This is a genomic window from Patescibacteria group bacterium (assembly GCA_041660565.1).
Lineage (GTDB): Bacteria > Patescibacteriota > UBA1384 > CAJBMM01 > CAJBMM01 > JBAZWC01.
The window spans coordinates 182,671-195,044 of record JBAZWC010000001.1; the positions used below are offsets into that span (position 1 = coordinate 182,671).

General features: G+C 42.2%; 13 protein-coding genes. All 13 read right to left on the reverse strand.

Annotated elements, in window-relative coordinates; genetic code table 11:
• Positions 1 to 10: 10 nt before the first annotated feature.
• The 13 genes from WC773_00870 to rpsU all read right to left on the reverse strand — a co-directional run bounded on the left by WC773_00870 (position 11) and on the right by rpsU (position 12,371).
• Entirely contained in the window at positions 11 to 964 is a 954-nt protein-coding gene (locus WC773_00870) for an RluA family pseudouridine synthase (GenBank protein ID MFA6081954.1), read from the reverse strand.
• Entirely contained in the window at positions 936 to 1,544 is a 609-nt protein-coding gene (locus WC773_00875) for a DedA family protein (GenBank protein ID MFA6081955.1), read from the reverse strand. Before WC773_00875 ends, WC773_00870 begins: the two co-directional genes overlap by 29 nt.
• Positions 1,545 to 1,548: 4 nt before the next feature.
• The gene (locus tag WC773_00880; GenBank protein ID MFA6081956.1) at positions 1,549 to 2,358 is read right to left on the reverse strand and encodes a PIG-L family deacetylase; all 810 of its coding nucleotides are present in this window, start codon (positions 2,356 to 2,358) and stop codon (positions 1,549 to 1,551) included.
• The gene (locus WC773_00885; GenBank protein ID MFA6081957.1) at positions 2,355 to 3,518 is read right to left on the reverse strand and encodes a glycosyltransferase; all 1,164 of its coding nucleotides are present in this window, start codon (positions 3,516 to 3,518) and stop codon (positions 2,355 to 2,357) included. The genes WC773_00880 and WC773_00885 overlap by 4 nt, the downstream gene beginning before the upstream one ends.
• Positions 3,518 to 4,375 (reverse strand): polysaccharide deacetylase family protein, encoded by an 858-nt coding sequence (locus WC773_00890; GenBank protein MFA6081958.1) that lies wholly within the window; start codon positions 4,373 to 4,375, stop codon positions 3,518 to 3,520. Before WC773_00890 ends, WC773_00885 begins: the two co-directional genes overlap by 1 nt.
• Before the next feature lie 46 nt (positions 4,376 to 4,421).
• Positions 4,422 to 7,241: an ATP-dependent DNA helicase gene (locus tag WC773_00895; GenBank protein ID MFA6081959.1), complete on the reverse strand. Its 2,820-nt coding sequence runs from the start codon at positions 7,239 to 7,241 to the stop codon at positions 4,422 to 4,424.
• 95 nt (positions 7,242 to 7,336) lie between these two features.
• Positions 7,337 to 7,672 (reverse strand): thioredoxin, encoded by a 336-nt coding sequence (trxA, locus tag WC773_00900; protein MFA6081960.1) that lies wholly within the window; start codon positions 7,670 to 7,672, stop codon positions 7,337 to 7,339.
• 49 nt (positions 7,673 to 7,721) lie between these two features.
• Positions 7,722 to 8,189 (reverse strand): hypothetical protein, encoded by a 468-nt coding sequence (locus WC773_00905; GenBank protein MFA6081961.1) that lies wholly within the window; start codon positions 8,187 to 8,189, stop codon positions 7,722 to 7,724.
• A gap of 2 nt (positions 8,190 to 8,191) precedes the next feature.
• Complete coding sequence (gene ftsZ / locus WC773_00910) at positions 8,192 to 9,397, reverse strand: cell division protein FtsZ (GenBank protein ID MFA6081962.1); 1,206 nt, start codon at positions 9,395 to 9,397, stop codon at positions 8,192 to 8,194.
• Between the two features lie 114 nt (positions 9,398 to 9,511).
• Positions 9,512 to 10,768 carry a cell division protein FtsA gene (gene ftsA, locus WC773_00915; GenBank protein MFA6081963.1) on the reverse strand — a complete coding sequence of 419 codons (1,257 nt, stop codon included), beginning with the start codon at positions 10,766 to 10,768 and terminating at the stop codon, positions 9,512 to 9,514.
• 188 nt (positions 10,769 to 10,956) lie between these two features.
• Positions 10,957 to 11,355 (reverse strand): diacylglycerol kinase family protein, encoded by a 399-nt coding sequence (locus WC773_00920; protein ID MFA6081964.1) that lies wholly within the window; start codon positions 11,353 to 11,355, stop codon positions 10,957 to 10,959.
• A 370-nt stretch (positions 11,356 to 11,725) separates the two neighbouring features.
• On the reverse strand, positions 11,726 to 12,175 hold the full coding sequence (locus tag WC773_00925; GenBank protein MFA6081965.1) for a GatB/YqeY domain-containing protein: 450 nt from the start codon (positions 12,173 to 12,175) through the stop codon (positions 11,726 to 11,728).
• Between the two features lies 1 nt (position 12,176).
• Entirely contained in the window at positions 12,177 to 12,371 is a 195-nt protein-coding gene (rpsU, locus tag WC773_00930) for a 30S ribosomal protein S21 (protein MFA6081966.1), read from the reverse strand.
• Positions 12,372 to 12,374: the final 3 nt, after the last annotated feature.

The window sequence follows — 12,374 nt, forward strand, 5'->3', positions numbered from 1 at the left end:
CTCTCCATGGTTATTCAAATTGATGCAAGGCTTTTTCCAAATCTGCCGGAAGTGGGGCGGTAAAAGTTGATCGTGTATCAGATTCGGGCAGACGAATTTCTAAAGTAGACGCATGAAGAAATTGGCGATGCAAGCCAACCCTGGCTGATAGGTCGGAAGCTTCTTTAAAGGTATAAACTTTATCCCCCATTACCGGGTGGCCTAAATAAGCGCAGTGAACTCGAATTTGATGGGTTCTGCCGGTAATCGGTCTGGCTTCAATTAAAGTTACCTTATCCCCCTTTTTACTCCGAAGCTGTGACACAATTTTAATTTCAGTGATGGCTTCTCGACCCTTCTCTGCGGAGACTAAGGCCATTTTGCGGCGGTCATTTTGATCTCGCCCTAGAAAATTGGTTACGGTAATCTCGTCTTGCTCTAACCATCCGTAAATTAGTGCCAGATAGGTTTTTTGGGCCAAATGTTTTTGAATTTGATTTGCCAAAAAAGTCATAGCCGATTTATTTTTGGCGATTATCATTGCCCCAGATGTGTCTTTATCTAACCTGTGTACAATGCCCGGGCGCATTAAACTAATTTTACTTTCCGGATCGTAAACCGCATTCTTAATTGTAGGATCGTAAAATATGATGCGCTGTGCTACCGAATCCTCAGTATGGCTATGTGCCGGATGAGTAATTAATCCAAATGGTTTGTTTATCACCACAACATCGCGATTTTCAAAAATTATATCCAGGTCGGCAGATTTGGTCACGGCTATTTCGGGTTCCGAATGTTTCTGAATAGTGACGACGTCGTTGACTTGGGTTAAATAACGCGATTTGATCGGATGGTCATTAACCATCACGGCGTTGTTTTCAATAAGACCTTGCCATGTTGAGCGCGAGTTCTTAGGAAATCGCGTTGCTAGAATCTTATCCAACCTAACACCACTTTCAGCGGGTGTGACGTGAAAATTTTTCATATATCTTCTTACCTAATTCGAACGCAATTAATCCAAAAAATAAGAAACCGGCCGCAATAGAAATGATAATATGTGTCTCCGGGTAATTTTGCCAAATTACTAACAGATATTTAGTGATAGTAAGCGAGATAAAACTAAAAATAAACGATCCAATAATAGTCCAAATTAGGAACGGCCAAAATGGCATTTGGGCGAATCCGGCAATTAGTGACGACCATGGCCTTACGTAGCCAAAGTTGCGAGTAAACAAAATGGTAATTATCCCCCACTTGTCGTACCATTCTTTAATTCGAATTTTGGCATTTTGTAGTTTTTCGTTCCGCTCAAAGAATCTGCGGGTCTTTTTATCTCCCCATCGGCCGATAGCGTACCCAAGTATTGCTCCAACAACGTGCCCGAAGGTAATCACTAATACGGCGTAAATATATGTAATCTCACCTTTTGCAACCTGATTTTGAGCAATGATAAAACCAATTTCGGTAGGCAGCGGAATGCCCAGATTTTCCACTACCATCACCAAAAAAGCTCCAAACATTCCCCAACCGGAAACTAAAATTTGAATTGAATGTAGCCAATGCATATTTTTATTTCTGAATAAATAATTCGTTTTGGCGGATAAATGACATTAATAAACTATGTAAAAACGGGGTGCGAAGCTGAGATTTGTATTGCAAAACCGCTTCGTTTTTCTGATCAATTTGACCTGTGGATAAATTATATTTTAACCACTTATGATCGGCGTCAATCAAACTTATTGGAGGTAATAAGGCATTGTTGATATTATAATCTTGCGGGCGAGGAAACGCTTTATAATGTATTAAGTACGAATAAATTTTGACATTAGAAAGTGAACTTGCTTGATTAATAACGGCCGTGCCGAGTTGGCTATGGTCGGGGTGATCATCAAACGGATCGGTTACAAAGATAATCGTTGGTTTGGTCTGAGCTAATGTTTCATTGATTGATTTCTCAAGTTGAGCAGAGTATTTTGACAGTTTGGAATCTGGATAGTTGTAAAAAGAGATGTCCGGGCTTAATACTCCTAATATGCTTCCAGCTTTGGTGGCTTCGCTACTGCGAGTCTGTTTTAGCCCGCGCTTATTGCCATCAGTGGCAAAAATGATATTTACTTTTGCTCCTGATTCGGTGGCAGACGCAATATAACCACCAACGCCCAGGGTTTCGTCGTCCTGATGTGGGGCAAAGACATCAATAACGTCGGTTTGGGTAGGAGGTGGCATATTTGAAAATAGTTCGATAGTGGCTTGGGGTAAACTGCCAAAATAGCGAAAGTAGATTAAATAGCTAAAACCAAGAATTAGGCATATTGCAGCAACAGATCTGACTTTACGGCTTTTAGCAAATGATGTGGCTTTGGTATGGACGGAACTCATTTATTAGTCACCTTATTATATATTGATTCAAAATTGTCATATGATTTTTCAATTTCGTGCTCCTCTACCATTTCTAAACTTCGCACGCCCATTTCTTTTGCTATTTTCTTATTAGCTAAAATTTGTTCGATTTTCTCTGCCATATCGTCAACATCACCGGGTTTAAAAATATACCCATTAACTCCATTTTGCACTAATTCCGGCAATGCGCCAGCGTTGGGGACAACTAGTGGCAGCTCGGAGGCCATTGCCTCAAGCGCTACAATTCCTTGGGTTTCGATATTTGATCCGGTAACGAATACGCTAGACATCTGGTAAAACTGAGGCAATTCGGTTTGATGGTTAATAAAACCAATAAATGCGATATTTTTTGACTCCCCTGCCTCTTGGATGCGTTTTATCAGCTCGTCTTTTCGATTTCCCTCACCACAAACAACCATAAATATGTCATGCTTTTGGCGCAACTTTATGAATGTTTCAATTACCATCTCGGAGCTTTTATCTTGGTCTAATCTGCCAACGTGAAGGACAATTTGCTTGTCCGGGATGTGGTATTGTTTCTTAATTTCAGCAAAGTTAAAGCTAGGGAAAAATTGTTCCAAATTTACCCCATTAGAAATCACAATTGCCGGGGTGGTTAATTTGGGATGATTAAATTTATTTCGAATGGTTGCAGATGGGAATGTGATGTAGTCGCACCGATTGTAAATATTGACCAAATATTTTTCGATGATCTTAGCCACTTGAGGGTGCACCGGTTTAAGCAACGGTAAATATGACAAAATGTAGTCAAATGCAAAATGGTTTGTCATTACCACAGGGATATCCAGCTTTTTGGCCATGCGCAAGGTGGCAACACAGGTTCCCAGCGGATCTTGCAAATGTATTACGTCGGGATGAATTTCTCGCAGCAATTTTCGGATGATGCGATAGCTAAAAATGGTGTTGCGGTGGTTGGATCGAAATGGATTTTTACGAGATCGGATGCGATGTACTGTTACGTCCCCGTCCATTTCAATTAAGGACTTCATCTTGGTTGAGGGACAAATTACATGTACTTCGTGACCGCGCTTTTGCATACCGAGGGCTAAATATCGTGCAAATACAGATACACCGGAGATGGTGGGTAAATAACTTTCGCTGGCGATTACAATTTTCATTATCTTTTTCCGATCATTTTATCAATAAATGCTGTTAAACTGTCTGTGCCGCTAATGCGTATGCGTGGCAGCTCGTAAAGCGGAGATTTGTCGCTAGCAAAACCATAAAGCGTGGTAACGGCGCAAATATCACCCGCTTTTTTGACCTCCGAAATTGTGGTTGAGTTATATTTGCCAGCCGGATATGCAAACACTTTGGTGCTCCCGGCGCTCTGACTAATCTCATCGAATTGTTTAGTCGCCGAAATTGAAGCTAAATCTAAGTGATGAACGGTGTGTGCACCAATTTCCATACCATTGGTTTGCATGGTTTGAATTTGAGTACTGGTTAGATATCGGGGGTGGTTGGTAAATCCGGAAACAATAAAAAACGTACCAGTCATCTGATATTTTTGTAACGCGGGCAGCGCGGCCGAATAAGCATCGTCATATCCGTCATCAAAAGTAATCACTACTGGTTTTGTGTCTGTCGAAAAATTGGCGGTGCAAAAGTTGGTAAGCGATATGGTGTGATAACCATTTTGGTTTAGCCAGCTTAGTTGCTGGTCAAAATTGGATGGCGTAACAGACAGGTTGAATCCGAGCTTGTCTTTTGGATCGGTGACAGTGCGAATGTAGTGATACATTAAAATTGGCACCGAGTATTTGGTGGCAGTAACCGTTGGGGCAGTGGCTTGGGGTGCTTCGTCTCCGGTGGTGTAGTGAACAGGTTGTGTGCTAGTAGCAGCGTGATTTTTTTGGTGGTGATAATAACGCGTTGTCCAAAACCCAACCCCAAAAGTAATAACAAATATTAATATTGCTACAATAATCAATAAATTAGGTCGTTCATCGCGACCGTGTTTGTTCTTGCTCACTATAAGTATTTTAACAGAATTTGCGTATTTTAGCCAAAAATGACCTTCATTTACTCATTGACTGGGGGCAGAATTGGGCAAATGGGCAGTATTGGCAAGTAAATTTGCTTGGAGTAGCATCTAACTGCTCTTTTTCAATCAGGCCGACTATTTTATCTATACGCTCTAGCTGGCGATCAATTTGCTTTTGGGTAACGGTTTTGATGCCAAATAAATTGCTAGAGGGAAAGTACAGTGCGGTTTGCGGAATAACGTTGTGCGAATTTTGCCAAGCCAACGCGTACAACGTCAGTTGATCGCTGTCTTTGGTCTTGGTGTCTGCATCAGACTGATTCGTAACCGAACTCGACGTTTTAAAGTCGATAATCAAGGGCAATTTATTGTTCGAGATTGAGCCTAGTCCATTATGATATACTGCATCTATTCGACCGACCAATTTGGTGGTGGTCATTTTTACTTCAAATTTATGTTCTATTGAATCAGGAGCCGGTAATTTTGCGAACATTTGATAAAAATTATTAATCTGATTTTGACATTCAATTTTCATTTCGGCTTGGTGTTGTGCGTCTAAAAATCCTCGATTATTCCAGTTCAGTTGTAGCCGGTTTTGAAGATCGTCTAATGAGGGTAAGCGATTTTGCTGACGCTCGGTAAAAAACCAGGCAAATAATGAGTGCATTAATGAACCCACGTTAGCCGAAAAATCGCTTGGGGCGGCCAGTTTATCTACGCTGATAAATTTATATTTTAATGGACAATCATCATAATTTTGTAAAGTGTGCGGGTTGATTGATTTAACTTCAACCGACTTTTTTTGAGGTACAAGGCTTTCCGGGCTGGTTTCGATCAATTTTGCACTGGTTTCTTCAACTCGCGAAATGTTTGATAGCTCAGAGATAAATCGAGACTCTTTGCGCTCGCGAGTGCCTGATCCGTAAACCCTTGCTGCGCTCAAGCTAACCTCGTGTTTTGCTCGAGTGATGGCGGTATAAAACAATCGGCGCTCTTCTTTAATAAATTCTTCTGCTTCGTCGATTGGATATTTTAGTAAGTCAGATGGAATTATATACCCTCGCTGAATGTTTATTGATGGAAATCTTCCCTCTGCCAAATTGGTGATGTACACGTATGGATATTCGGTGCCTTTAGCGGTGTGCACAGTCAGCAGTCTTACTCCCCCACCGGCAATAATTTCTTCCGTTGCGTTGTCGGACAAAATAGTAGATAAATTTTCTATAAAATGGAGCAGCTTATTATCAGATGAAAGCGATTCAAAGCGCTGTACGGCCGAAGTTAGGCTAAATAATCCGGTAACAATTTGGCTTGGGTCTTGATACATATCAGACGAGTTAAAAAACTCGGCGCGTTTTTTATACCAATTTAATATCAAATCCGAAGTTTTTAAGTGGTGAAGCTGTTTACGCGCCCACGCAATATCATCCAGTAAGTTTTGACAACTTTGCGTTAGTTTTTCATCACGGGCCACAATTTCTTCGATCGGCGTGTGAGTAGATTTGGTTTCGGATAAGGCGTAGATTAATTTCTCGGGATTGATTTTATAAATCGGTGATGTTGCCAAGAAGAAAAACGGCAAAAACTGATGCGGGTCAGCTACCACTTGGCAGTAATAAACAATCAGCTTGACTATAGGGTCGTCCATTAGACCAGCTTCGGTTTTGGTGATGAATGGGATTTGTGCCGAGGTCAGTTTTTCAGCAAAGATGCGGGATTGATTGTTGGTGCGAACCAAAACACAGCAGTCTTCCGGCTCAGCTCCGGCTTTAATCTTGGCGGTAATATCTGAGACAACCCACCTAGCCTCTTCATTTTCAGTTAGAAATGATCGAAGTGGAATGGCGGATGAGGAGCCATGTCGAGATGACACTTGCGAGCGAAGTCGCTTATCGATTTTGGCCGAAACTTCTAGCCGATCCGGGTTGTTGTGTTGAATCAGGGCGTAAGCGTTGTCTAAAATAAATTGAGGCGAGCGAAAATTATCAATTAAGGTTACAATTTTGCAATTTTGATAATGAGTACGAAATTGTTCCATTTGCCCGGTTGTGGCGCCACGAAATCGATAAATCGATTGGTCGTCATCCCCCACTACCGTGATGTTGTGCTTTGCCGGGGCAAGCAATTTGACTATCTCGGTTTGGGCCACATTGGTGTCTTGGTATTCATCCACTAAAATATATTGATATGTTTGACGAAGCTGTGTGGTTACATTTGGGTGGTCTGACAACAGTTCGTAAGTTTTCATTAGTAAATCGCCATAATCCAAAAAATTATTGCTAAGCAGTAAGTCTTGATAAATCTGATACGCTTGGGCGAGTTCTTGTAGTTCGATGTTCTCGGGCGACTCATTGGCAAAGTCCAGTAACTTATTAGGGGAAATCAGCTCGTCTTTGCAACGCGAGAAAAAGTTTAACATTGGTTCAATCTTAACTGTTGGGTTAGACAGCGGTCTTAAATCGCCTGCCGGAAATTTTGTAATATGACTTTTGACAAATAGTTTTTGTTCAAGATCGGTTAAAAGCCTGGTAGATTCTGAGATGTTAGTGTATTGGCTAAACTGGCGCAAAATCTGCTGGCTAAAGCCATGAAAGGTGCTAATGGTGACACCAAAAACTCCAAGCGGTAATAAAATATCGACGCGCTCAGACATCTCCTTGGCCGCTTTTTCGGTAAACGTTAAGGCCAAGATGTTTTCCGGTTTGACGCCACTATCCACCAAGTAGGCAATTTTGGTGGTGATAACGGTGGTTTTACCTGTTCCGGCACCGGCAATGATCATCATTGGTCCCTGTTGGTGCTTCACCGCCGCAATTTGGTCTGGTGTTAGTTTGGAAAGATAATCATTATTCATACTACTAAGTTAGTCCAAATACCAACATTCCACAATCTAGAATTGGACTAATTGGATTGATTGGCTTAATTGGAGGCCCGGATGAATTATTTTAATTAGATTAGTTTGTCAAAATGTTCTTGAATGACGGTTTTGGGGAGGGCGCCTACGGTAGTATCTACCACTTCCCCATCTTTAAAGAATAGTACGGTTGGAATACTCATTACGCCAAATTTTTCGGCCATTTTATTATTATCATCTACGTCTAATTTACAAACTTTAATTTTACCGGCGTATTCTGCCGCTAACGCATCGATAATTGGCGATAATACTCGACAAGGTTGGCACCAGGTGGCCCAGCAGTCAACTACTACGGGGAATTTACTTTTGAGAACAATTTGGTCAAAAGTGTCGTCGGTGACTACGACTACGTGCTGGGTTGCTTCGGGCATATTCTCTCCTTGTTATTTTTTTCGTACGTTGTAATGATACCTTATTTTGTTAGGTTGATGCAATTACTTCGTCTGATTTGCTTAAGGAGTCGATTTTAGTTGATTTGGATTTATCAAACTTGGCTGTTAGATAGTTTAGAACATAATTAGTTAGATTTTGGGGGTCGCGATCGTCAATGGTCATTGATGTACTTGGCAGTAATGTGATGTTATTTTGCAATAGTTCAGATACGGTTTGACACCACAAATTAATAAATCGAATTTCGACAAAATTAGCAGAATCAAGATCAATAAATATCATATATGGTATGATATTTTCTGATAATCCGACAATTAATTTTCCTTGCCACCCTGAAATATCAAAAGTATGAATAATCGCTTTTTGGTCAGTTTCGGCAACGTCAATCGGTTTTTTTATCTCATCGTCAACAAATAAGCGCTCGTTATCACTATCGGCTTCAGTGATAGTCGATTTTAAAGCTTCTGGTTGAGTTAAGATATTGATCGGACTGGCCATTATTATTTGAGTTTTCGACGGATGAATGCAGGTACGTCTAGCTGGTCATTGTCTTGGTCGTTAGTAGAATCGGTTGGGGTTTCGGTGGGCGTTTCCGATGCGCCTTGGTGTAATCCGAAACGATCCATGGCCTCGGTTAACGGGGTTGGTTCTCTTTGGGCTTGAGGCTGTTGGTTATAATTGCCTAAAGTTGATCGGTTTGGTTGCATTGGGATTTGAGAGGTGCCGCCCAAGCCTGGTTTTTTCACCGGACGCGGAAGTTCGCCTTCAAAACCGGTGGCAATAACGGTGATTTTAACTTCACCGGACATGGCGTCATCAATTATTGCGCCAAAGATAATATTTGCGTCTGGGTCGGCGGCTTCGGTAATGGCCTTAGCGGCTTCATCTATTTCATACATTCCGAGGTCAGGGCCGCCGGTAATGTTAAACAGAATACCTTTGGCGCCATCAATAGATAGCTCCAAAAGTGGGCTTTCGATTGCGGCTCGAGCAGCCTCGATAGCACGATTATCACCCGATCCACGCCCAATACCCATCAAAGCAGACCCGGCATCGGACATAATGGCGCGAACATCGGCAAAGTCAACGTTAATAATGCCATGAAGCGTAATTAAATCGGAAATACCCTGCACACCTTGGCGTAGCACATCATCTACAATGCCAAATGCGTCTGACAGTGAGGTCTTTTTGTCGATGACTTGTAGCAAACGGTCATTTGGGATGGTGATAAGCGTGTCCACATTGCCTTTTAGCTCGTCGATGCCCGCTTCGGCGATTTTACGGCGGCGTTGGCCTTCAAAGCTAAATGGCTTGGTTACAACACCAACGGTTAACGCGCCTAACTCTCTAGCGATGCTGGCAACGATTGGCGCGGCTCCCGTTCCGGTTCCGCCACCGGCGCCGTAGGTAACAAATACCATATCGGCCCCTTTTAGGGCTTCATAAATCTCGTCTTTGTTTTCTTCGATCGCTCGGCGACCAACCTCTGGGTCTGCACCGGAGCCAAGACCTCGTGTAGAGTCTTTGCCAATTTGAATTTTAATACTGGCGTCACTGTGCCCAAGGGCTTGCGCGTCTGTATTAATACAAACAAACTCAATACTACGAAGTTTTGAGTTTATCATTCGATTTATGGCCGACCCCCCTGATCCACCAACACCCACTACCTTTATGACCGCGAAATTATCTGACTCTCGTTTTTCCATTGCGTCTCCTTTGTGGCCGATTCGGCAAATCTAGGAAAACGCCCCACCGTATCCTTGCGCCTTAATGCCAGCTTAAGCTAGATCACCCGAATCTAGCAAAATTAAGCCTTATATTTAGGGTATAAATTGTTTGAAAAACCCTCGGGCTTTATCTACCACGGCTCCAACCTTAGTAAAATCTGCCCGATTGTTGGGTTTGAGTGAAGTATGGTTATCCACATTCCACATCATTAGTCCAACACTGGTAGAATAGAGAGGATCATTCAATTTGTCAACCATCCCCGATAATGGAAGCTGTGGCCGACCAATACTGGCAGGCAAACGGAGCGTTTCTTTAACCAAATCAGTCAGTCCGCTAATCTGACAACCGCCACCGGTTAGCACTACCCCGGCGGGTAATAAACCGTCACGTCCGACGTTTCTTAATTCATCGCGCACCATTAGCAATATCTCGTTTAGTCTGGCTTCGATAATTTCGGAAACGTATTTTAGGCTAACAGTCTCGTTGTCATAATCGCTCAGTGTACTTAGATCTAGCTGATCTTTGTCGTTGTATTGATCTGCTTTCGCCGCGCCGTGACTAATTTTGATTTTCTCTGCGGTATCAATTGATGTGCGTAAACCGATTGCGATGTCGTTAGTAATGTTATTCGAGCCCAATGGAATGGCGGCGGTGTGCAGCACATCCCCTTCTTCAAAAATGGTCAAGGTGGTGGTTTGGGCGCCGATGTCGAGTAAAACCACTCCAAGTTCGGACTGTTTTTTAGTGATCAATGCTTTGGCAGTAGCAAGCGGCGAATAAACAATCTCTTGAATATCGATGCCAGATTGAAAAACGCATTTGGTCAAATTCTTAATTGCCATTGTGGCGCAAGAAATGATCACCGCTTCGGTTTCCAATCTAATTCCACTCATCCCTACCGGATCACTAACGCCATCTGCGCTATCAACAGTGAACTGTCTGGGGATAATATGCAAAATGTCGCGATTCGGGGTGTTTGGCAGTACTTTGGCGGCTTGAATCACCCGATCCACATCGTGCTCAGAAATTTCGCCGTCTGCCCTAGAAATAGCAATGACGCCTTTTGAAATTGTGGATTGAATATGAGGGCCGGTGATGCCAATTACGGCGGTGGTTATTGGCGCGCCGCACATCTGCTCGGCTTCTTCCAGCGCTTGTGAAATGGAGCTGACTGTTTCTTCGATATCAACTACCATCCCTTTGCGAGTGCCGGATGAAGGCGAATAACCTAAACCAATAATATCAACGATACCGTCTTGGAATTGTCCGACGCACGTTGCAATTTTGGTGCTTCCAACATCTAAACCAGCAATAATAGTACGCTTGGCTGTAGCGATACTGTCCTCCATCAATTATATATTCATTATAATAGAAAAGATGACCAAATGCCAAATATCATGATGCGCCAAACATTAATATAATTCGAAATTAGAAACACGAAACAAATCCTAAATTCAAAATCTAAAAAATAAAAATTGTGATTTAAGATTTCGGTGCTTATTTCGTGCTTCGATATTCGTGCTTAGTGCTTTTGGTGTTAGTACATCAATGTTTCAAACAGCTCTTTAACGTATGGGTAAAAGATGAGCACGGCCACCACAGCGGCAATAAAGGCAGCAATTAGTACGGCCCCGGCAAGCGCGTCTTTAACCTCACCGATAACGGAATGGCTATCCGGATGCAAAAAATCGAGAATTTTCTCGATTGCGGTATTAATAATTTCTAAAGCAAAAACCATAGTCACAGCGATAAAAATAATCATCGCCTCAACCCTGGTGATGTGAAAAGCCACGGATAAGAAGAATGCCAAAACTGCTGCTGTTAAATGAATACGAGCGTTTTGTTCAGTGCGTAAAAGATGTTTAACCCCTTTGATGGCGTAGCCAAAACTCTTTAACAATGTCTTGCCATCTATCCCATTCACCGGTTCTTTCATGGTCATATCCTATCAAATGAATTAATCCGTGTAGCGTCATATCTATCATACTCTCATTTTTAGCGAAACAAAAGCTAGGGCAAATAGAAATCGAGCCGATTATGTATGGCGATGTTTGGCGTTTTATCTCTGCCAAATTTGAAAATATGGGAAAACTGAGCACGTCGGTTACTTTATCCACATGGCGATGCTTCTTGTTTAGAGTACGCATACGCATTGTGCCGACAAAATTGATTTCAACGATAACGTTTCCAGAAATCGATAGATCATTAAGAAAATCAAAAATCAACTGCTTAATTTCTAGCTCATTGGGCGTGTAATGGGTGGAATTAGATATTTCTACACTAATTGATAAATCATTACGCATATACTAAGACAAGAGCTGGTTAACAATAGCGCTAACCATTCCCCCATCCGCTTTTCCTTTTAATTGTGGCATCACCGCGCCCATCACTTTTGACATATCTTGTTTGCCCACCGCGCCGGTTGATGCAATGGCTTTGGCGACAATTGCCTTTACTTCGTCTTCAGACATTTGGGCAGGCAAAAATTGCATCAAAAAATCAATTTCCTTTTGCTCTTTTTCGGCCAATTCCGGGCGATTGCCTTGGTGATACATCTCAATAGATTGTTTGCGTTTTTTAACTTCGGTTTGTACCACTGCAATCTCGGCAGCAGCATCTAACTGATGGTTTGTCCCCACTAGCGACGCGTTCATTAGTGCACTTTTAAGCATGCGTAAAGTATTCAACTCAAAAGCATTCTGAGACTTCATAGCTTCAGTTAATTTTGTATTAATTTGATCGGTTAGAGTGGCCATTTTAGTATCCTCTCTTGATCGCTTTGCGTTCCGCCTTGCGGATAGCCGACATACGGCGTTGACCGCGGCTAGGCTCTTCGGCAAAGTAACGTTTCTTTTTTACGATCGATAAAAGACCGCTTTGCTGGATATCGCGATTAAAGCGGCGTAGGAGCACATCAAATCTTTCGTGTTCTTTTTTACGAACTTCGGTCATGAA

Excerpts from the sequence above, each read along its gene's own strand:
- WC773_00920 (MFA6081964.1), bottom strand. The coding sequence starts at position 11,355 with ATGAAAGAACCGGTGAATGGGATAGATGGCAAGACATTGTTAAAGAGT.
- trxA (MFA6081960.1), bottom strand. The coding sequence starts at position 7,672 with ATGCCCGAAGCAACCCAGCACGTAGTCGTAGTCACCGACGACACTTTT.
- ftsA (MFA6081963.1), bottom strand. The coding sequence starts at position 10,768 with ATGGAGGACAGTATCGCTACAGCCAAGCGTACTATTATTGCTGGTTTA.
- WC773_00870 (MFA6081954.1), bottom strand. The coding sequence starts at position 964 with ATGAAAAATTTTCACGTCACACCCGCTGAAAGTGGTGTTAGGTTGGAT.
- rpsU (MFA6081966.1), bottom strand. The coding sequence starts at position 12,371 with ATGACCGAAGTTCGTAAAAAAGAACACGAAAGATTTGATGTGCTCCTA.
- WC773_00905 (MFA6081961.1), bottom strand. The coding sequence starts at position 8,189 with ATGGCCAGTCCGATCAATATCTTAACTCAACCAGAAGCTTTAAAATCG.
- WC773_00925 (MFA6081965.1), bottom strand. The coding sequence starts at position 12,175 with ATGGCCACTCTAACCGATCAAATTAATACAAAATTAACTGAAGCTATG.
- WC773_00895 (MFA6081959.1), bottom strand. The coding sequence starts at position 7,241 with ATGAATAATGATTATCTTTCCAAACTAACACCAGACCAAATTGCGGCG.
- ftsZ (MFA6081962.1), bottom strand. The coding sequence starts at position 9,397 with ATGGAAAAACGAGAGTCAGATAATTTCGCGGTCATAAAGGTAGTGGGT.
- WC773_00885 (MFA6081957.1), bottom strand. The coding sequence starts at position 3,518 with ATGAAAATTGTAATCGCCAGCGAAAGTTATTTACCCACCATCTCCGGT.
- WC773_00880 (MFA6081956.1), bottom strand. The coding sequence starts at position 2,358 with ATGAGTTCCGTCCATACCAAAGCCACATCATTTGCTAAAAGCCGTAAA.
- WC773_00875 (MFA6081955.1), bottom strand. The coding sequence starts at position 1,544 with ATGCATTGGCTACATTCAATTCAAATTTTAGTTTCCGGTTGGGGAATG.